This is a genomic window from Serinicoccus sp. CNJ-927 (assembly GCF_001942435.1).
Lineage (GTDB): Bacteria > Actinomycetota > Actinomycetes > Actinomycetales > Dermatophilaceae > Ornithinicoccus > Ornithinicoccus marinus.
Map to the genome: position 1 here is coordinate 45,151 of NZ_MKKF01000007.1, position 21,116 is coordinate 66,266.

Annotated in this window: 11 protein-coding genes and 1 pseudogene; 4 read left to right on the top strand and 8 right to left on the bottom strand. The window is 70.9% G+C overall.

All coding sequences use genetic code 11. The features are described from left to right. Nucleotides 1–84: 84 nt before the first annotated feature. The 5 genes and pseudogenes from whiA to uvrA form a co-directional block, all read right to left on the bottom strand. The gene (gene whiA / locus BJF86_RS02970; protein ID WP_028130833.1) at nucleotides 85–1,065 is read right to left on the bottom strand and encodes a DNA-binding protein WhiA; all 981 of its coding nucleotides are present in this window, start codon (nucleotides 1,063–1,065) and stop codon (nucleotides 85–87) included. Nucleotides 1,066–1,157: 92 nt separating this feature from the next. Continuing rightward, entirely contained in the window at nucleotides 1,158–2,120 is a 963-nt protein-coding gene (locus BJF86_RS02975) for a gluconeogenesis factor YvcK family protein (RefSeq protein WP_075814040.1), read from the bottom strand. Then, nucleotides 2,117–3,040 (bottom strand): RNase adapter RapZ, encoded by a 924-nt coding sequence (gene rapZ / locus BJF86_RS02980; protein ID WP_075814344.1) that lies wholly within the window; start codon nucleotides 3,038–3,040, stop codon nucleotides 2,117–2,119. Before rapZ ends, BJF86_RS02975 begins: the two co-directional genes overlap by 4 nt. 56 nt (nucleotides 3,041–3,096) lie before the next feature. Further along, nucleotides 3,097–5,010, bottom strand: coding sequence for an excinuclease ABC subunit UvrC (uvrC, locus tag BJF86_RS02985; protein WP_022924055.1), 1,914 nt, complete (start codon nucleotides 5,008–5,010; stop codon nucleotides 3,097–3,099). Nucleotides 5,011–5,040: 30 nt separating this feature from the next. Next, nucleotides 5,041–8,006 (bottom strand): annotated as a pseudogene (gene uvrA / locus BJF86_RS02990) (excinuclease ABC subunit UvrA). A 207-nt stretch (nucleotides 8,007–8,213) separates the two neighbouring features. On the opposite strand from uvrA, the gene gltB reads away from it, so the two are divergent. The 4 genes from gltB to BJF86_RS03010 are packed head-to-tail and all read left to right on the top strand — an operon-like array spanning nucleotide 8,214 to nucleotide 15,856. Beyond that, complete coding sequence (gltB, locus tag BJF86_RS02995) at nucleotides 8,214–12,800, top strand: glutamate synthase large subunit (protein ID WP_075816901.1); 4,587 nt, start codon at nucleotides 8,214–8,216, stop codon at nucleotides 12,798–12,800. Next, on the top strand, nucleotides 12,793–14,253 hold the full coding sequence (locus BJF86_RS03000) for a glutamate synthase subunit beta (RefSeq protein ID WP_075816902.1): 1,461 nt from the start codon (nucleotides 12,793–12,795) through the stop codon (nucleotides 14,251–14,253). The genes gltB and BJF86_RS03000 overlap by 8 nt, the downstream gene beginning before the upstream one ends. Before the next feature lie 26 nt (nucleotides 14,254–14,279). Continuing rightward, complete coding sequence (locus tag BJF86_RS03005) at nucleotides 14,280–14,966, top strand: MBL fold metallo-hydrolase (protein ID WP_075816903.1); 687 nt, start codon at nucleotides 14,280–14,282, stop codon at nucleotides 14,964–14,966. Beyond that, nucleotides 14,960–15,856: an EamA family transporter gene (locus BJF86_RS03010; RefSeq protein ID WP_052327752.1), complete on the top strand. Its 897-nt coding sequence runs from the start codon at nucleotides 14,960–14,962 to the stop codon at nucleotides 15,854–15,856. The genes BJF86_RS03005 and BJF86_RS03010 overlap by 7 nt, the downstream gene beginning before the upstream one ends. Here BJF86_RS03010 and BJF86_RS03015 read toward each other — a convergent pair. The 3 genes from BJF86_RS03015 to BJF86_RS03025 all read right to left on the bottom strand — a co-directional run bounded on the left by BJF86_RS03015 (nucleotide 15,828) and on the right by BJF86_RS03025 (nucleotide 21,016). Beyond that, on the bottom strand, nucleotides 15,828–16,964 hold the full coding sequence (locus BJF86_RS03015) for a TerC family protein (protein WP_075816904.1): 1,137 nt from the start codon (nucleotides 16,962–16,964) through the stop codon (nucleotides 15,828–15,830). The two genes, BJF86_RS03010 and BJF86_RS03015, sit on opposite strands and share 29 nt — an antisense overlap. Nucleotides 16,965–17,148: 184 nt before the next feature. Then, a complete protein-coding gene (gene uvrB / locus BJF86_RS03020; RefSeq protein WP_075816905.1) occupies nucleotides 17,149–19,257 on the bottom strand; it encodes an excinuclease ABC subunit UvrB in 2,109 nt (702 codons plus the stop codon). Between the two features lie 97 nt (nucleotides 19,258–19,354). Beyond that, a complete protein-coding gene (locus BJF86_RS03025; protein ID WP_075816906.1) occupies nucleotides 19,355–21,016 on the bottom strand; it encodes a BCCT family transporter in 1,662 nt (553 codons plus the stop codon). Between the last annotated feature and the right edge of the window lie 100 nt (nucleotides 21,017–21,116).

Below are 21,116 nucleotides of genomic sequence, written 5' to 3' on the forward strand. Positions count from 1 at the left end.
GCGCGCCGCACGTGTCAGACGCCGTCGTCCTACCCCCAACCTAGCGGGCAGAGCAGGCCCGCACCACATCGGTATGACGTAGCGTCAGTCCTCGAGCATGTCCGGGGTGATGTTGGCCTCGGTCCCCTCGATCCCGAGCTCCTCGGCGCGCTTGTCGGCCATCGCCAGCAGCCGGCGGATCCGCCCTGCGACGGCGTCCTTGGTCATCGGCGGGTCCGCCAGCTGTCCGAGCTCCTCGAGGCTGGCCTGCTTGTGCTCCAGCCGCAGGGTGCCGGCGACCCGGAGGTGCTCGGGGACGTCGTCGCCGAGGATCTCCATCGCCCGCTCCACCCGCGCGCCGGCGGCCACGGCGGCCCGCGCCGAGCGGCGCAGGTTGGCGTCGTCGAAGTTGGCCAGCCGGTTGGCCGTGGCCCGCACCTCGCGCCGCATCCGCCGCTCCTCCCAGGCCAGGACGGCGTCGTGGGCCCCCAGCCGGGTCAGCATCGCCCCGATGGCGTCGCCGTCCCGGATCACCACGCGGTCCACGCCGCGCACCTCACGGGCCTTGGCCTGGATGCCGAGCCGACGGGCGGCGCCGACCAGCGCCAGGGCCGCCTCCGGCCCCGGGCAGGTCACCTCGAGCGCCGAGGACCGTCCGGGCTCGGTGATCGACCCGTGCGCGATGAAGGCTCCGCGCCACGCGGCCTCCGAGTCGCAGACCGCGGCGCCCACCACGCGTGGCGGCAGCCCGCGGACGGGCCGGCCGCGGTGGTCGATGAGACCGGTCTGGCGGGCGAGGGACTCGCCGTCGGAGGTCGCGCGGACGACGTAGCGCGTCTGCTTGCGCAGGCCCCCGGGGCTCATGACCATCAGCTCGCTGCTGGAGCCGTAGACCTCGGCCATGAAGGTGCGCAGCCGACGGGCGCTCTGCGCGGTGTCCAGCTCCGCCTCGATGACGATGCGACCACCGACGATGTGCAGTCCACCGGCGAAGCGGAGCATGGTCGAGACCTCCGCCTTGCGGCAGCAGGTCCTGCTGACGGGGAGTCTGCTGAGCTCGTCCTTGACCTTCGCGGTCATCGCCACGGCAGTCATCCTCCTGGGTCGGGCAGTGGTGCTCCCCGGGGTCCAATCCCCCGAGGACCCCGGAAGGCTACCTTCTCGTAGCGGTGCGGCGCTCACAGCCCCTGCTCCGCCATGACGTCCCGGTAGGCCGCCGCGAGGCGCAGGGTGTCGTGCACGCCCGGGCGGTTCGGCTTGCCGACCGTCGTGAGGACCAGGCTCGCGCCCAGGCCCTCCACCGCGGCCTCCAGCGCTGCTCGCTCGGCCTCGGTGCGGGCGACCTGCGGGTCGGCGATGACGTGGTCGAAGCTCAGGTCCGGCGCGTGCGCCGAGACCGCCGCGACGTGCTCCGCGAGGGTGTAGCCGCTGGCCTCGTCGTCGCTGAGGCTGACGTTGAGCGTGAGGATCCGGCGCGCGGGGGTCTCGCACAGCGCCTGCCGCAGCTCGGGGACGAGCAGGTGCGGCATGACGGAGGTGAACCAGGAGCCCGGCCCGAGGACGACGAGGTCGGCCAGCTTGATCGACTCCAGCGCCTCGGGGCAGGCGCGTGGCGCCTCCGGGATGAGCCGGATGGACCGGACCGTGCCGGGGTGCCGCGCCACCGTGGACTGGCCGCGAACGGTGCTGATGCCGCCCTCGCCGGTCGGTCCCGCGTCCTGCATCTCCGCCTCGATCTCCAGCGGCTCCAGCGCCATCGGCAGGACCCGCCCGCGGGTGTTGAGCAGCCGCCCCACGAGGTCGAGACCCCGCACCTGCTCCTGGGGCCGGAGGTCCCACAGCGCCATGATGAGCAGGTTGCCCAGGGCGTGACCGGACAGCTCCCCCTCGCCGCGGAAGCGGTGCTGCAGCACGGCCGACCACTGGTGACCCCACGCGGTGTCCTCGCAGAGAGCGGCCAGGGCCATGCGCAGGTCACCCGGCGGCAGGATGTCGAACTCCTGACGCAGCCTGCCGCTGGAGCCCCCGTCGTCGGCGACCGTGACGACCGCGGTGATCGCCTCGGTCAGGTGACGCAGCGCCTGCAACGAGGCGGCCAGCCCGTGCCCGCCGCCCAGCGCCACCACCCGGCGGCCGCTCACTCACGCCCCAGGTCACGGTGGAAGGTCGAGATCTGCACGTCCTGCTCCTGCAGGTCGGCCAGCCGACGGGTCAGCTCCTCCGCGGTCGCCACCGAACGGTGCTTGCCGCCGGTGCAGCCCACGGCCACCGTGACGTAGCGGCGTCCCTCGGCGAGATAGCCCTGCACGGCGGTGCGTAGCAGGTGCTCCGCGTGCCGGATGTACTCCTGCGCCAGGTCCTGCCCGAGGACGAAGTCGCGCACCGGGGCGTCCCTGCCCGTGTGCGGGCGCAGCTCGGGGTTCCAGTACGGGTTGGGCAAGAACCGCAGGTCGAGGACGACGTCGGCGTCCAGGGGGATGCCGTACTTGAAGCCGAAGGCCATGATCGCCAGCCGCAGCCGCACGTCGGCGTCCCCGCCGAGCAGCGCGTCGATCTTGGCCGCCAGCTCGTGCACGTTGTAGTTGGAGGTGTCGAGGACGAGGTCCGCGTCCGACCGGATGTCGCCGAGCATGCGCCGCTCCCGGCGGATGCCGTCGAGGAGCAGCCCCTCCCCCTGCAGCGGGTGCGGGCGACGGACGGCCTCGAAGCGCCGCACCAGGGTCTCGTCGGAGGAGTCCACGAAGACCACCCGGGGGCGCCAGCCGCGCTCGCCGAGCGTCTGCATCGCCCCGGCGAGCTCGTTGGTGAAGTCCCGGCTGCGCACGTCCGCGACGACGGCGACGCGCTGCCGCTGCGGGTCGTCGGCGGTGAGGTCCATCAATCGCACGATCATCGCCGGCGGCAGGTTGTCCACGACGTACCAGCCGCGGTCCTCCAGCACGTCACCGGCCGTCGTCCGACCCGCACCCGACATCCCGGTGAGGATGACGACGTCCGAGCGCCCGACCGCTCCGGGCGGGACCGGTGGCTGCTCCCCCAGGTCGATGCGCCGTGCGGTCACGTCCGTCCTCCCGTCCGTCGTCATCTCCCGCTCCGTCCCGTCAGGCCGTCCGGGGCTCATTCCAGGACCTCTCCGGTGCTCAGGTTAACGGCCGGGGCGACGCTCTCGCCCGCGAGCCGCTCGTGGACCACCGCCGCCAGGGACGGACCGACCCCGGGGACCTCCTGCAGCTGCTCGACGCTGGCCGCGCGGACCGCCTTCACCGAGCCGAGGTGACGCAGCAGCGCCTGTTGCCGGGCGGGGCCGAGCCCGGGTATGCCGTCGAGCGCGCTGCTGGTCATGCTGCGGGAGCGGCGTTGCCGGTGGAAGGTGTTGGCGAAGCGGTGCGCCTCGTCCCGCACCCGTTGCAGCAGGTAGAGGGCCTCGCTCGTCCGGGGCAGGACCACCGGGAACTCCTGATCAGCGCTCCAGACCTCCTCGAGCCGCTTGGCGAGCCCCACGACGTTGACGTCCGTGACACCGACCGCGCTCAGCGCCTCCTGCGCGGCCCGGACCTGGGGCAGACCACCGTCGACGACCACGAGGTTGGGAGGGTAGGCGAACTTGGCGGGGCGGCCGTCGTCGTCGGCGCCGGGGGGCGGCGCCTGCGACAGGTGCCGGAAGCGTCGGGTCAGCACCTCGTGCATCGCCGCCGTGTCGTCCCCGGTGCCCTCGCGCACGATGAAACGGCGGTACTCGCCCTTGCGCGGCAGGCCGTCCTCGAAGACGACCATCGACCCGACGACGTCGCTGCCCTGGACGTGGCTGATGTCGAAGGACTCGATCCGCAGCGGGGCGTCGTCCAGCTCGAGGACCTCCTGCAGCTCCTGCAGTGCCTGCGAGCGCAGCGTCAGGTCGCCGGACCGGGCCACCTTGTGCCGGGCCAGCGCCTGCTGGGCGTTGCGCCCCACGGTCTCCATGAGGGTGCGCTTGTCGCCGCGGCGCGGCACCCGGACGGAGACGCGTGCGCCCCGCAGCCCGCCGAGCCAGGCGGCGACGTCCTCGACGCCCGACGGCAGCACGGGCACGAGGACCTCGCGGGGCACCTCGTCGCCGCGCTCGCCGCCGTAGACCTGCTGCAGCAGGTGCTCGACGATGTCCGGGAGGTCCTCGGCCCCCTTCTCGCTGACCCAGCCACGCTGCCCGCGGATCCGGCCACCCCGCACATGGAAGACCTGCACCGCGACCTCCAGCTCGTCGTCGGCGAGGGCGTACACGTCTGCATCGGTGGCGTCCGGCAGCACGACCGCGGACCGCTCGAGCGCCCGGCGCAGGGCCCCGACGTCGTCCCGCAGCCGGGCGGCGGTCTCGAAGTCCAGCTCGGCCGAGGCCCGGCGCATCCGCTCCTCCAGGTCCTTGACGAAGCGAGCGCTGTCACCGGCCATGAAGGCGCTGAAGTCCTCGGCGATCTGCCGGTGCTCCTCGGCGTCGACCCGGCCGACGCACGGCGCCGAGCACTTGTCGATATAGCCGAGCAGGCACGGGCGGCCGACCTGACCGGCCCGCCGGAAGACGCCGGCCGAGCAGGTGCGGACCGGGAAGACGCGGAGCAGGGTGTCCAGCGTCTCGCGGATGGCCCAGGCGTGCGTGTAGGGGCCGAAGTAGCGGGTCCCGGGTCGCTTGGTGCCGCGCATGACCTGGGCCCGGGGGAACTCCTCGCCCAGGGTGACGGCGAGGTAGGGGTAGGACTTGTCGTCGCGGTACTTGACGTTGAAGCGCGGGTCGAACTCCTTGATCCAGGAGTACTCGAGCTGGAGCGCCTCGACCTCGTTGCGCACGACGGTCCAGTCCACGCGGGCACCGGTCGTCACCATCTGCCGGGTCCGGGGGTGCAGCGCGGACAGGTCCTGGAAGTAGGACGTGAGCCGGGACCGCAGCGAGCGCGCCTTGCCCACGTAGATCACGCGGTCGTGCTGGTCCCGGAAGCGGTACACCCCGGGGTCGGTGGGGATCTCGCCGGGTCGGGGACGGTAGGACTGCGGGTCAGCCACGGGTCACGACAGCTCTCGGGAGTCGTCGTCTCACGCGGTGGACCTCCGGTCGAGCCCGAGCACGGGCGCGAGGAACCGGCCCGTATGGCTCGCCTCCACCTGGGCGACCTGCTCGGGGGTGCCCGCCGCCACCACCGTGCCCCCGCCCCGGCCGCCCTCGGGGCCCAGGTCGAGCACCCAGTCGGCGGACTTGATGACATCGAGGTTGTGCTCGATGACCAGCACCGTGTTGCCCTTGTCCACCAGCCCCTGGAGCACCCCCAGCAGACGCCGGATGTCCTCGAAGTGCAGCCCGGTGGTCGGCTCGTCCAGGACGTAGATGGTGCGGCCGGTGGAACGCTTCTGCAGCTCGGCCGCCAGCTTGACGCGCTGCGCCTCACCCCCCGACAACGTCGTGGCGGGCTGCCCCAGACGCACGTAGCCCAGGCCGACCTGGACGAGGGTGGTCAGGTGCCGGGCGATGACCGGCACCGCGGAGAAGAACTCCGCCGCCTCCTCGATGGGCATGTCGAGCACGTCGGCGATGGTGCGCCCCTTGAAGTGGACCTCCAGCGTCTCCCGGTTGTAGCGCCGGCCGTGGCAGACCTCGCAGGGGACGTAGACGTCGGGCAGGAAGTTCATCTCGATCTTCAGCGTGCCGTCGCCCGAGCAGGCCTCGCAGCGGCCGCCCTTGACGTTGAAGGAGAAGCGTCCCGGCTGGTAGCCGCGCACCTTCGCCTCCGTGGTGGTGGCGAAGAGCCTGCGGATGTGGTCGAACAGGCCGGTGTAGGTCGCCGGGTTGCTGCGCGGGGTCCGACCGATGGGGCTCTGGTCGACGTGCACGACCTTGTCCAGCTGGTCCAGGCCCTCCACCTTGCGGTGCCGGCCGGGCACGTGCCGCGCGCCGTTGAGCTGGTTCGCCATGACGCGGTAGAGGATGTCGTTGACCAGCGTGGACTTGCCGGACCCGCTGACCCCGGTCACCGCGACGAGGTTGCCGAGAGGGAAGGCCACGTCGACCTGCTGCAGGTTGTGCTCGCGGGCGCCGCGGACCGTGACCGCGCGGCCGTCCTGCGGCCGACGCTCAGACGGCGTCTCGATGGCCTTGCGCCCGGAGAGGTACTGCCCGGTCAGCGAGGTCCGGTGGCTGAGCAGGTCCGCCACGCTGCCGCTGTGCACCACGTGCCCGCCGTGCTCGCCGGCGCCGGGACCGATGTCGACGACCCAGTCGGCGGTGGCGATGGTGTCCTCGTCGTGCTCGACGACGATGAGCGTGTTGCCCAGGTCCCGCAGCCGGGTGAGGGTCTCGATGAGACGCCGGTTGTCCCGCTGGTGCAGGCCGATGCTGGGCTCGTCGAGGACGTAGAGCACGCCGACCAGCCCGGAGCCGATCTGGGTCGCGAGGCGGATCCGCTGCGCCTCACCCCCGGAGAGGGTGCCCGCCGGGCGGTCCAGGGAGAGGTAGTCGAGCCCGACGTCGAGCAGGAAGCCGAGCCGGGCGTCGATCTCCCGGCTCACCTGACCGGCGATCGCGGCCTCGCGCTCGGTGTAGTCCACCGAGGCGAGAAACTCGGCGCACTGGTCGATCGGCAGCGCGCACACCTCCGCGATGCTGCGGCCGCCGACGAGGACGGCCAGGATCTCCGGCTTGAGCCGGGCCCCCTTGCAGGCCGGGCAGGGGACCTCGCGCATGAAGCCCTCGTAGCGCTCACGGCTGCTCTCGGACTCGGTCTCGGCGTGCTTGCGCTTGACGTAGGGCAGGACCCCCTCGAAGCCGGTGGAGTAGCTGCGCTCCCGGCCGAAGCGGTTCTTGTAGCGGACGTGCACCTTGTGCTTGTAGCCCTCCAGGATGCGTCGCGCGCGCGTCCGGGCAGCTGCTTCCACGGCACGTCCAGCCGGAAACCGAGGTCGTCGGACAGCCCGCCGAGCACCCGCAGGAAGTAGTCGCTCAGCCCGGAGGCGGTCGACCAGGGCACCAGGGCGCCGCCCAGGATGCTGAGGTCCTCACGGACCACGAGCTCGGGGTCCACCTCGAGCTCGACCCCGATGCCGGTGCACTCCGAGCACGCGCCGAACGGGCTGTTGAAGGAGAACGAGCGCGGCTCGACCTCGTCGATCGACAGCGGGTGGTCGTTGGGGCACGCCATCCGTTCGGAGAAGCGCCGCTCCCGCGGCAGCGGCTCACCGGACTCGTCCACCGGTGCCTCGCGACCGCCCGCCGCGGCCTCCCCCGCGGTGGCCGGCGCGTCGACGAACTCGGCCACCATGATCCCGCCCGCCAGCGAGAGGGCGGTCTCCACCGAGTCGGTGAGACGCCGGGCGTAGGCGCGGTCGACGGTCGGTGCGTCCGAGCCGTCCTCGCCCTCCCCCACCTTGCTCACGAGCCGGTCCACGACGACCTCGATGCTGTGCTTCTTCTGCTTCTCCAGGGTGGGAGGGTCGCTGAGCGAGACGAGCTCGCCATCCACCCGTGCGCGGGCGAAGCCCTTGGCCTGGAGCTCGGCGAAGAGGTCGACGAACTCACCCTTGCGGCCGCGGACGACCGGGGCCAGCAGTTGGTAGCGCACACCCGGCGGCAGCTGGAGCAGCCGGTCGACCACCTGCTGCGGCGTCTGTCGCTCGACCGGCTCGCCGCACACCGGGCAGTGCGGTCGCCCCACCCGGGCATACAGCAGCCGCAGGTAGTCGTAGACCTCCGTGATGGTGCCCACGGTGGACCGCGGGTTGCGGTTGGTCGACTTCTGGTCGATCGACACCGCCGGTGACAGCCCTTCGATGAAGTCCACGTCCGGTTTGTCCATCTGGCCGAGAAACATCCGGGCGTAGGCCGAGAGCGACTCCACGTAGCGCCGCTGACCCTCGGCGAAGATGGTGTCGAAGGCCAACGAGGACTTGCCCGATCCGGACAGGCCGGTGAAGACCACGAGCGCGTCCCGGGGGATGTCGACCGAGACGTCGCGGAGGTTGTGCTCGCGTGCACCCTGGACCACGAGACGGTCGTGCCGGGCGCGTGACACTGCGGACGTAGGAGGCGAAGATGGCACGACCCCACTGTAGGCCGCGCCACTGACACACCCGGTCGCGCACGGCTTTTCCGCCGGGGCAACTGCATAGGTATGCTGGACCCTGCATGATTTTGTCGCAGGGCCAGCGATGTCCCGTCCACACGCACCTCAGGTCGCTGCCTCCCCTCGGCACGGCCCCGTCCCGAAACCGGTGATCCCATGACAGAGACGATCGTCCCGACCGCCGCTGCCCTGCGTCCCGTGCCCGGCGCCGCCCCCGAAGGGCTCTACGACGGGGCCCACGAGCACGACAGCTGCGGCGTCGCCTTCGTGGCCCGGCTGGACGGCTCCGCCCGGCACGACATCGTGGCCCAGGCCCTCACCGCGCTGCACAACCTCGACCACCGCGGCGCGGTCGGGAGCGAGGAGAACACCGGTGACGGCGCGGGCATCCTCACGCAGGTGCCGGACGCCTTCCTCCGGGAGGTGCTGCCGTTCGACCTCCCGGAGCGCGGCCGCTATGCCGTCGGCATCGTCTTCCTCCCCGGGGACGGCCAGGCCGACGAGGTCGCGGCGCAGGTCGAGGAGATCGTCCGGGCCTCCGGGCTGAGCGTGCTCGGCTGGCGGGAGGTGCCGGTGGACGCCGGCATGATCGGCCCGACGGCACTGTCCGTCATGCCGGTGATGCGCCAGCTCGTCGTCGCGGCAGGTCAGGAGAGCCCGGACGAGTCCGGGCTCGAGCTGGAGCGTCGGGTCTGGCTGGCCCGCAAGCGGATCGAACGGCGCACGGTCGCCTACCCGGTGTCGCTGTCCACCCGCACCATCACCTACAAGGGCATGCTGACGACCGACCAGCTGCCGGCCTACTTTCCCGACCTCACCGACGAGCGCTACACCAGCGCGCTCGCCGTGGTGCACTCCCGCTTCTCCACCAACACCTTCCCGTCCTGGCCGCTGGCTCACCCCTACCGCGTCATCGCGCACAACGGCGAGATCAACACGGTGAAGGGCAACCGCAACTGGATGCGGGCCCGCCAGTCCCAGCTCACCAGCGAGCTGTTCCCCGGCGACCTCGCCGACGCGCTGCCCATCTGCACCCCGGAGGCCAGCGACTCCGCGACCTTCGACGAGGTGGTGGAGCTGCTCACCCTCGGCGGCCGGTCCCTCCCCCACGCCGTGCTCATGATGATCCCGGAGTCGTGGGAGAACGACGAGACGATGGACCCCGACGTCCGCGCCTTCTACGAGTACCACTCGATGCTCATGGAGCCGTGGGACGGGCCGGCCAACCTCGTGTTCACCGACGGCACGCAGGTGGGTGCGGTCCTGGACCGCAACGGCCTGCGGCCCTCCCGGTACTGGGTCACCGACGACGGCCTGGTGGTGCTGGGGTCGGAGTCGGGCCTGCTCCCCATCCCGCCGGAGAAGGTCGTGCGCAAGGGCCGGGTCGCCCCCGGCCGGATGTTCCTCGTCGACCTCGAGGCCGGCCAGATCCTGGACGACACGCAGGTCAAGAAGGACCTCGCCGCGGCGCAGCCCTACCGCGCGTGGCTGGACCAGCAGCTGGTCCACATGGACTCGCTGCCGACCCAGGTCCACGTGAGGCACACGCACGCGTCCGTGACGCGCCGGCAGCAGATCTTCGGCTACACCGAGGAGGAGCTGCGGATCATCCTCGCCCCCATGGCCCAGGCCGGGGCCGAGCCGCTGGGCGCCATGGGCACGGACACCCCGATCGCGGCGCTGTCCGACCGTCCGCGGCTGCTCTTCGACTACTTCGTCGAGGCCTTCGCGCAGGTGACCAACCCGCCGCTCGACGCGATCCGGGAGGAGATCGTGACCTCGCTGGGCAGCTCCAGCGGGCCCGAGCCCAACCTGCTCTCGGAGACCCCGGAGCACGCCAAGCAGGTCGTCCTGCCCTTCCCCGTGATCGACAACGACCAGCTCGCGAAGCTGCGCCGCATCAACGTCGAGGGTGAGCACCCCGAGTTCGCCGCCGTGGTCGTCCGCGGCCTCTACCGGGTCGACGGCGGCGCCCAGGCCCTGGAGCAGCGGCTCGAGGAGATCTGCGCCGAGGTGGACGAGGCCATCGCCGCCGGAGCCTTCTTCGTGGTGCTCTCCGACCGCCACGCCGACCGCGAGCGTGCCCCCATCCCCTCCCTGCTGCTCACCAGCGCGGTCCACCACCACCTCGTGCGCAACAACACCCGCACCCGGGTCGGGCTCCTGGTCGAGGCCGGGGACGTCCGCGAGGTCCACCACGTGGCGCTGCTCGTGGCCTACGGGGCTGCCGCCGTCAATCCGTACCTCGCCATGGAGACGGTCGAGAACCTCTGCTCCGCGGGTCAGGTGCTGGACGGGCTCGACCCCGACGTCGCCATCAGCCACCTCATCAAGGCGCTCGGCAAGGGCGTGCTCAAGGTGATGTCGAAGATGGGCATCTCCACCATCGCCTCCTACCGCGGGGCGCAGACGTTCGAGGCCGTGGGCCTGTCCCGCGACGTCGTCGAGCGGTGGTTCACCGGGACCACGAGCCAGATCGACGGGGTCGGGCTGGACGTCATCGCCGAGGAGGTCCGCCGGCGGCACGCGGTCGCCTACCCGCTCTCCGGCATCCCGCCCTACCACCGCGCCCTGGACATCGGTGGTGAGTACCAGTGGCGTCGCGAGGGTCCGCCCCACCTCTTCAGCCCGGAGGCGGTCTTCCGGCTCCAGCACGCCACCCGGCAGGGCCGCTACGACGTCTTCAAGCAGTACACCGACCTCGTCGACGAGCAGGCGGCCGAGCTCATGACCCTGCGCGGTCTCTTCGGGCTGCAGCCCGACCGGGACCCGGTCGACATCGACGAGGTCGAGCCGGTGAGCGACATCGTCCGCAGGTTCGCGACCGGGGCGATGAGCTACGGCTCGATCTCGCAGGAGGCGCACGAGACGCTCGCGATCGCGATGAACCGGCTGGGCGGCAAGTCCAACACCGGTGAGGGCGGGGAGGACGTCGAGCGGCTGCTCGACCCGGAGCGGCGTTCGGCGATCAAGCAGGTCGCCTCCGGCCGGTTCGGCGTCACCTCCCCCTACCTCGTGCACGCCGACGACATCCAGATCAAGATGGCGCAGGGCGCCAAGCCCGGTGAGGGCGGACAGCTCCCCCCGGGCAAGGTCTACCCCTGGGTGGCGAGCACCCGGCACTCCACGCCGGGCGTCGGCCTCATCTCACCGCCACCGCACCACGACATCTACTCGATCGAGGACATCAAGCAGCTCATCCACGACCTCAAGAACGCCAACCCGAAGGCGCGGATCCACGTCAAGCTGGTGAGCCAGATCGGCGTAGGCACCGTCGCGGCGGGGGTCTCCAAGGCCAAGTCGGACGTGGTGCTCATCTCCGGCCACGACGGGGGCACCGGTGCGAGCCCGCTCACCTCGCTCAAGCACGCCGGGACGCCCTGGGAGCTGGGCCTGGCCGAGACGCAGCAGACGCTCCTGCTCAACGGGCTGCGCGACCGCATCGTGGTGCAGTGCGACGGGCAGCTCAAGACGGGTCGGGACGTCCTGGTGGCGGCCCTGCTCGGCGCGGAGGAGTTCGGCTTCGCGACCGCCCCGCTGGTCGTGTCCGGCTGCATCATGATGCGGGTATGCCACCTCGACACCTGCCCGGTCGGCATCGCCACCCAGAACCCGGAGCTGCGCGAGCGCTACACCGGGAAGGCGGAGTTCGTGGTGACCTTCTTCGAGTTCATCGCCCAGCAGGTGCGGGAGCTGCTCGCACAGCTCGGCTACCGGAGCCTGGACGAGGTCATCGGCCGGGCCGACCTGCTCGACACCTCCCGCGCGGTGGCGCACTGGAAGGCCGACGGTCTCGACCTCGCGCCGGTCCTGCACCTCACGCCGATCCCCGACGGGGCGGCTCGGCACTGCACCACGCAGCAAGAGCACGGTCTCGCCGCCGCCCTCGACAACCAGCTCATCGAGCTGGCCCAGCCCGCCCTCACCCACGGCTCTTCGGTCACCGGTAGCTTCCCCATCACCAACGTGAACCGCACGGTGGGGACCTTGCTGGGTCATCACGTGACCCTGTCGGCAGGGCCGGACGGCCTGCCCGAGGGCACCATCGACCTCACTCTCACCGGGTCGGCCGGGCAGTCGTTCGGCGCCTTCCTCCCCCGCGGGATCACGCTGCGCCTGGTCGGTGACGCCAACGACTTCGTCGGCAAGGGTCTGTCGGGAGGCCGGATCGTGGTGCGGCCGCCGGAGGACTCTCCCTTCGTCGCCACCGACCAGGTGATCGCGGGCAACGTCCTCTGCTACGGCGCCACCGCGGGACAGGTCAATGTCCGAGGACTCGTCGGCGAGCGCTTCTGCGTCCGCAACTCCGGTGCGACCGCGGTCGTGGAGGGTGTCGGTGACCACGCGCTGGAGTACATGACCGGTGGGATGGCCCTCGTGCTCGGCCGCACCGGCCGCAACCTCGGCGCGGGGATGTCCGGCGGCACGGCCGTGGTCCTCGACCTCGACGAGGGCCGGATGAACCCGCTGGCCATGGCGGGTGGCGACCTGCTGCTCACCCCGCTGGCCGAGACCGAGCACCTCGACGTGGTCCGGGCGCTGATCGAGGAGCACGCCGAGCTCACCGGGAGCACGGTGGCCGGCGCGCTCCTCGACGACCCGGACTGGGCCCTGCGCCTGACGACCATCACCCCACGCCAGTACGCCAGCGTGCTGCGCATCCGCCGCGAGGCGGAGGACCGCGGCGACGACCCCAACGGCCCCCACGCCTGGCAGATGATCCTGGAGGACTCCCATGGCTGACCCCAAAGGCTTCCTGACCCACCGGGAGCGGGAGAACCGCCCGACCCGGCCCGTCCCGGTGCGCATCATGGACTGGGAGGAGGTGCACGGCGAGCAGGCGACCTCCGTCCTGCAGCGCCAGGCGAGCCGCTGCATGGACTGCGGCATCCCGTTCTGCCACACCGGCTGCCCGCTGGGCAACCTCATCCCGGAGTGGAACGACCACACCCGCCGCGCCAACTTCGCCGAGGCCATCGAGCGGCTGCACGCGACCAACAACTTCCCCGAGTTCACCGGGCGGTTGTGCCCGGCGCCGTGCGAGACGGCGTGCGTCCTCGGGATCAACCAGCCACCGGTGACGATCAAGCAGATCGAGGTCTCGATCATCGACCGGGCCTTCTCCAACGGCCGGGTGACACCGCAGGAGCCGGAGTGGCTCAGCGGCAGGACCGTCGCCGTGGTCGGCTCGGGCCCCGCCGGGCTCGCCGCGGCACAGCAGCTGGGCCGCGCGGGGCACACGGTCGTCGTCTACGAGCGGGCCGACGCCGTCGGCGGGCTGCTGCGCTACGGCATCCCGGAGTTCAAGATGGAGAAGGCGGTCCTCGACCGTCGCCTGGTCCAGCTCCGCGGGGAGGGCATCCGCTTCGTCACCGGCGTCACCATCGGCGGTGACGGACCGGACGACGAGTCCCTCGACCAGCTGCGGGAGCGCTTCGACGCCGTCGTCCTCGCGACCGGCTCGACCGTGCCACGGACCTTGCAGGTGCCGGGCGCCGACCTGGATGGCGTTCACCCCGCGATGGACTTCCTCGTCCCGGCCAACAAGGAGGCCCTCGGCGGGGAGCGGGGCATCGACGCCGCGGGCAAGCACGTCGTCATCATCGGCGGTGGGGACACCGGTGCGGACTGCCTCGGGACGGCGCACCGGCACGGCGCGGAGTCGGTGCTGCAGCTGGAGATCATGCCGACCCCTCCGCAGGAGCGGCCGGAGGCGCAGCCGTGGCCCACCTACCCGATGCTCTACAAGGTGACCGAGGCGCACGAGGAGGGCGGCGACCGGAACTACGGTGTCTCCACCCTGCAGGTCCTGGGCGACGACGAGGGTCGGGTGCGCGCCCTGGTCCTCGTGGACGGCGAGTTCGTCGACGGACGTTTCGTCCCCCTGGACGGCACGGAGCGGGAGATCCCGGCCGACCTCGTGCTGCTCGCCATGGGCTTCGTCGGCCCGGACGAGGAGGCCGCCCCCGCCGAAGCGCTGGCCCGCACGTCGCGCAACACCTACGAGCGGGACGACTCCTTCGCGACGCCCCTGGACGGGGTCTTCGCGGCCGGGGACTGCGGTCGCGGACAGTCGCTCATCGTGTGGGCGATCGCCGAGGGGCGTGCCTGCGCCGCGACGGTCGACCGCTACCTCAGCGGCAGCACGACGCTGCCGTCGCCCATCCGGGCGAGCGACCGCCCGCTGACCGCCTGACCCGGACCGTCACCTAGGATCACCGGGTGAGAGCCACCGACCTGCGCGGACACGTCAGCCCGGGAGGGCCGAGCTGGACGCTCGACCTCGGTCCCACGATGGTGCGCAAGTGCAGCGTGAGCGAGATGGACAACAACGTCTACCTCATCACGTGCACCGCGACCGGAGCACGATTGCTCGTCGACGCCGCGGACGACGCCGACCGCGTCCTCCGGCTGCTCGACGAGGACGACCGGGGACGGGGCCGGTCGCTCGAGGCGGTGCTGACCACCCACCGGCACTGGGACCACCACCGGGCACTGACCGAGGTCGTGGCGCAGACCGGGGCCACCGTCCTGGCCGGTGCGGACGACGCCGAGGGCCTGCCTGTGCCGGTGGACCGGGCGCTGCACGACGGTGACACCGTGCGGCTGGGCCACCTGGTCATGGACGTCGTCCACCTGCGTGGGCACACGCCCGGGTCGGTGGCGCTGGCGCTCAGCACCGCCGCCGACCGGACCACCACCCTGCTCTTCACCGGTGACAGCCTGTTCCCGGGCGGCCCTGGGAAGACGTCCGGACCCGGCGACTTCACCTCGCTCATGGACGACCTGGAGGGCCGGGTCTTCGCCGTCTTCGACGACGACGCCCTCGTCCTGCCCGGTCACGGCGACAACACCACGCTCGGCGCCGAGCGCCCGTCTCTGCAGCAGTGGCGCGAGCGGGGTTGGTGACCTCGGCAGGGCGGCCCGGCACGGCCCACCCCGTCCTGCTGGTGCTGCTGGCGGTGGTCTCGGTGCAGTTCGGCGGCGCCCTGGCCGCCACGCTGCTCCCCCTCGTCGGCGTCGTCGGCTCGGTGGCGCTGCGCCTGACCCTGTCCACCGCGATGCTCTGGGCGCTCGTCCGCCCCCGGGTGCGCGGCCGCAGCCGAGCGGACTGGGCGGTCGTCGGGCTCTTCTCTGCAGCCCTCACCTGCATGAACCTCGCCTTCTACGCCAGCCTCGCCCGACTGCCGATCGGCGTCGCCGTGACCATCGAGTTCCTCGGCCCGCTGGCGCTCGCGGCGGCCCTCTCGCGGCAGGCCCGCGACGCCTTGGCGGTGCTCGCGGCACTCACCGGCGTCGTCCTGATCTCGGAGGCCCTCACCGTGCCGTGGGCGCAGCTCGACCTGACGGGGATGCTGCTCGCCGCCCTCGCCGGGGCGTGCTGGGCGGCCTACATCGTGCTCAGCGCCCGCACCGGGGCGCGCTTCGAGGGCCTCGACGGCATCGCCATCTGTCTCGCCCTGGGTGCGGCGGTCACGCTGCCGCTGGGGCTGGTCACCGCGGGCGCCGACCTCTGGCAGCCGCGCGCGATCCTCACCGGTCTCGGGATCGCCCTGCTGTCCTCGGCGATCCCCTACAGCCTGGAGCTGCTCGCGCTGCGCCACCTGGCGGCGGGGACCTTCGGCGTCCTGCTCAGCCTGGAGCCCGCAGCAGCAGCCCTGGCCGGGCTGCTGGTGCTGAGTCAGCTCCTCGGCCCGCTGCAGCTGCTCGGCATGGCGCTGGTGGTGGTGGCCAGCATCGCCGTCCTCGGGCGGAGGACGGGCAGCACGCTCAGTGCTGCTCCGGACCCTTCCGGGTAGCCGTGGAGGAGGCGGCGGACTCGCCCGAGCCGTCCGCAGACTCCTTGCCGTGGTGCTGCGTACCGCCGAGCAGGCCGACCTCGTTGCTGTCGAGCCGTGCCTCGTCGCCCTCGTGGGTGATGCCGCGGGCCGCGTCCCGGCGCGACTTCATCAGGCTGGCCACGGCGGTCACGCCGAGGATGCCGACGATCGCGGTCAGGGACAGCCAGATCGGCACCTCGGGCACCCCGATGTGCTCGCCCCCGTTGATGAACGGCAGCTCGTTCTCGTGCATGGCGTGCAGGATGAGCTTCACGCCGATGAAGGCGAGCAGCACGGACAGGCCCAGGCCGAGGTAGACGAGCCGCTTGAGCAGGTCGCCGAGGAGGAAGTAGAGCTGGCGCAGCCCCATGAGGGCGAAGACGTTGGCCATGAGCACGAGGTAGGGCTCCTGCGTCAGGCCGAAGATCGCCGGGATGGAGTCAAGGGCGAAGAGCAGGTCGGTCGTGCCCAGCGCGAGGATGACGATCGCCATGGGGGTGAGGACCCGCTTGCCGCTCTCCACGATGCGCAGCTTGGTGCCGCCCTCCCAGGACTGGGTAACCGGGAAGCGTTTCTCCACCCAGCGCAGCAGGGCGTTCTCCTGGAAGTCGTCCTCCTCGTCGTCGTGGCCGATGTTCTCCATCGCCAGCTTGATCGCGGTGTAGATGAGGAAGGCGCCGAAGAGGTAGAACACCCAGGACCACCGCTCGATCGCCGCAGCGCCGACGAGGATGAAGATCGCGCGCAGGACCAGCGCCATGACGATGCCCACCATGAGGGCGAACTGCTGGTACCTCCGTGGCACGCCGAACTTGGCCATGATGATGAGGAAGATGAACAGGTTGTCGATGGACAACGAGTACTCCATCAACCAGCCGGCGTAGAACTCGGCGGCGAGCTGGCCGCCCGAGGTGATGAGCACGCCGAGCCCGAAGATGACCGCCAGGCCGATGTAGATGGACAGCGCGACCGAGACCTCCTTGCGGGAGGGCTCGTGCGGTCGACGGCCGAGGACCAGCAGGTCGACGGCGAAGACGAGGGTGATGAGGACCAGCGTGGCGGTCCACACCCAACCGGGGACGTCCATGCGCGGGTTCTACCTTCCGATCAGGGCACGCGGGCCGGATCGGAGGTCTCTCCCGCAGCCGGTCCCGCCCAGGTGGTGATCCGGGCGGACGGTGCCGATCTCGCCGGGCTCTGGGAGGCCGTGGTGACGACGAGGTCGCGAGGTGGGGATACTCCCCTCCGACGAACTCCCCCATGATGGCACGTCAGCCGGTCGCCTCCCGCATCTGACGCAGCTCCTTCTTGAGGTCGCCGATCTCGTCACGCAACCGGGCCGCCAGCTCGAAGTGCAGATCGGTGGCCGCCTGGTGCATCTGCTCGGTCAGCTCATGGATGAGCTGGGCGAGCTCGGTCGCCGGCAGCTGGTCACCGCTGCGCCGCTCGACCGCGCTCGTGCCCACGGTCGGCGTGCCCCGCCGGGAGGCCCCACCCTTGCCTCGGGACTGGCTGCGCCCGCTGCCCATGAGGGCCTCGGTGTCGGCGTCCTCGCGCTCCAGCATGTCGGTGATGTCGGCGATCCGCTTGCGCAACGGCGTCGGGTCGATGCCCTGGGCGGCGTTGTAGGCCAGCTGCTTTTCGCGCCGTCGGTTGGTCTCCTCGATCGCCTGCTCCATGGACGGGGTGACGGTGTCGGCATACATGTGCACCTGGCCCGAGACGTTGCGGGCGGCGCGACCGATGGTCTGGATGAGGGACCGGGCGGACCGCAGGAAGCCCTCCTTGTCGGCGTCCAGGATGCTGACCAGCGAGACCTCGGGCAGGTCGAGCCCCTCACGCAGCAGGTTGATGCCGACCAGGACGTCGTACTCCCCCAGTCGCAGCTCCCGCAGCAGCTCGACGCGGCGCAGGGTGTCGACCTCCGAGTGCAGGTAGCGCACCCGCACCCCCTTGTCGAGGAGGTAGTCGGTGAGGTCCTCGGCCATCTTCTTGGTGAGCGTCGTCACCAGCACCCGCTCGTCGCGCGCGGTGCGCTCGCCGATCTCGTGCAGCAGGTCGTCGATCTGCCCCTTCGTCGGCTTGAGGACGACCTCGGGGTCGACGAGCCCGGTGGGCCGGATGATCTGCTCGACGTAGCCGTCGCCCTTGGCCATCTCGTAGTCACCCGGGGTCGCGGACAGGTACACCGTCTGCCCGATCCGCTCGAGGAACTCCTCCCACTTCAGCGGTCGGTTGTCCATCGCGCTGGGGAGCCGGAAGCCGTGGTCGACGAGGGTGCGCTTGCGGGACATGTCACCCTCGTACATCGCCCCGATCTGCGGGACGGTGACGTGCGACTCGTCGAGGACGAGCAGGAAGTCCTCGGGAAAGTAGTCGAGGAGGCAGTTGGGGGCGGAGCCCGCAGAGCGGCCGTCGATGTGCCGGGAGTAGTTCTCGATCCCGGAGCAGGAGCCGACCTGGCGCATCATCTCGATGTCGTAGGTCGTCCGCATCCGCAGCCGTTGCGCCTCGAGCAGCTTGCCCTGCTGCTCGAAGGCCTCCAGCTGGCTGGCGAGCTCGCTCTCGATCCCGGAGATCGCCCGCTCCATCCGCTCCGGACCGGCGACGTAGTGCGAGGCGGGGAAGACATACATCTCCTGCTCCTCGCGGACCACCTCGCCGGTGAGTGGGTTGAGCGTGTAGAGCCGGTCGATCTCGTCGCCGAAAAACTCGATGCGCACCGCGAGCTCCTCGTACTGCGGGATGATCTCGACGGTGTCGCCGCGCACCCGGAACGTGCCGCGCGAGAAGGCCATGTCGTTGCGGGTGTACTGCATCGTGACGAAGCGGCGCAGGAGCTCGTCCCGCTCGACGGTCTCGCCCACCCGCAGCCGGGCCATCCGGTCGACGTACTCCTGCGGGGTGCCCAGGCCGTAGATGCACGACACCGAGGCGACCACGACGACGTCCCGGCGGGTCAGCAGGGAGTTGGTGGCCGAGTGGCGCAACCGCTCCACCTCGTCGTTGATCGAGGAGTCCTTCTCGATGTAGGTGTCGGTCTGCGGGACGTAGGCCTCGGGCTGGTAGTAGTCGTAGTAGCTGACGAAGTACTCCACCGCGTTGTGCGGCAGCAGCTCCTTGAACTCGTTGGCGAGCTGGGCCGCGAGCGTCTTGTTCGGCGCCATGACGAGGGTGGGCCGCTGCACCTGCTCGATCATCCAGGCCGTGGTCGCGGACTTGCCGGTGCCGGTGGCGCCCAGCAGCACGATGTCCTCCTCGCCGCCCTGCACCCGGCGCGCCAGCTCGGCGATCGCGGTGGGCTGGTCACCGCTGGGACGGTAGTCGGAGACGACGCGGAAGGGACTGACCGTGCGTTGCAGGTCGGTGGTAGGGCGCATACCCCCACGGTAGCCCCCGGCACCGACAAGGGTGGCCCGGCCGCACGGCCGGGCCACCCTCGTCAGGTGCGCTCAGGAGCGCCTGCTTCGCTCAGGCTCAGCGACGCGGGGCCGGGTCCGGGACCCCCTCCATCTCGGAGGCCTCGATGGCGAGCTCGCGCGCCATGACCTTGCGCTCGATGCGCTCCTTCTCCCGGTCCTCGGCGACGAAGGCCTTGACCAGGGAGATGCAGATCCCGATCATCACCAGGGTGAACGGGGCTGCGGTGATGATCGCCATGGTCTGCAGCGAGGCGAGCCCGCCGCCCTCGACCCCGGCGATGGCGCCGGCCACGATGAGGACCGCGGCGATCGCGCCCTCCAGCAGCGCCCACATGACGCGGCTCCAGACCGGCGGGTTCGGGTTGCCACCGTTGGCGATCATGTCGACGACGAAGGAGCCCGAGTCCGAGCTCGTCACGAAGAAGATGACGATCATGACGATCGCCAGCCCCGCGAGGAACGGTCCGCCCGGCAGGCCGTCCAGCATCTGGAACAGCGCCTCGTTGGTCGACACCGAGCCGTCCTCGCCGACCAGCGACCCGTCACCGAAGACTTGCCGGTGCAGGGCCGTGCCACCCATGATGACGAACCACGCCATCGTGAGCAGGGTGGGCACGAGCAGCACACCGGTGATGAACTCCCGGACGGTGCGGCCCCTGGAGATGCGGGCGATGAAGATGCCGACGAAGGGGGACCAGCTGATCCACCAGCCCCAGTAGTAGGTGGTCCAGCTCCCGAGCCACTCCGGGCCCTCCTCCTGGTAGGCGAAGGTGGAGAAGCTCATCGAGAAGAAGTTCTGCAGGTAGTAGCCGATGGACTGGACCATGTCGTTGAGCAGGAACAGGGTCGGACCCGCGACGAGCACGAAGATCAGCAGCAGACCGGCCAGCGACAGGTTGATGTTGGACAGCCACTTGATGCCCTTGTCCACACCGGAGACGACCGACGCGGTCGCCACCACCGTGATCCCCGCGATGAGCAGGACCTGCAGCAAGGCGCTGCTGTCCTCGACGACGCCGACGAATTCCAACCCGGCGGACACCTGGGCCACGCCGAAGCCGAGGGAGGTGGCGACCCCGAAGAGGGTGCCGACGATGGCCACGACGTCGATGACGTCACCGATCCAGCCGTCGGCGCGGTCCCCGAGGAGGGGACGCAGGGCGAAACGAATGGAGACGGGCAGCTTGCGACGGTGCACCGCGTAGGCGACGCCGAGCCCGACGATGATGTAGATCGCCCAGGCGTGCAGGCCCCAGTGCAGGAACGTCCTGCTCATGGCGGTGATCGCCACGTCGGCCTGGCTGCTGCCCTCGGCGGTTCCGGGCGGCGGCCCGGCGAAGTGGTTCAGGGGCTCCGCGACACCCCAGAACATCAGGCCGATGCCCATGCCCGCGCTGAAGAGCATGGCGAACCAGGAGCCGTAGCTGAAGTCGGGCGCGTCGTCGTCCTTGCCGAGCTTGATGTCGCCGTACCTGCTGATCGCGAGCCAGATGCTGAAGACGACGAAGAGGAAGCTGAGCAGCACGTAGTACCAGCCCACGGTGTTGACGATGTACTCGTTCGCCGCTTGCAACGCGCTGTTCATCGATGCGGGGAAGACCACCGCCGCCAGGACGAAGACGACGACGATCGCGGCGGCAGGGTAGAAGACGCGCGGCGCCAGGCCGGTGCTGGCCGCCTCCTCCTGGGTGGGCGGACTCTCGGTCGAGGTGGTCACGGATCGCCTCTCTCTTAGGGAATTCGTCGGTGTCGCTATCGTTCGCGCAGACATTTTGGCAGCCTGCACATTATCACAGGAAAAAGTCAGCAAAATAGGG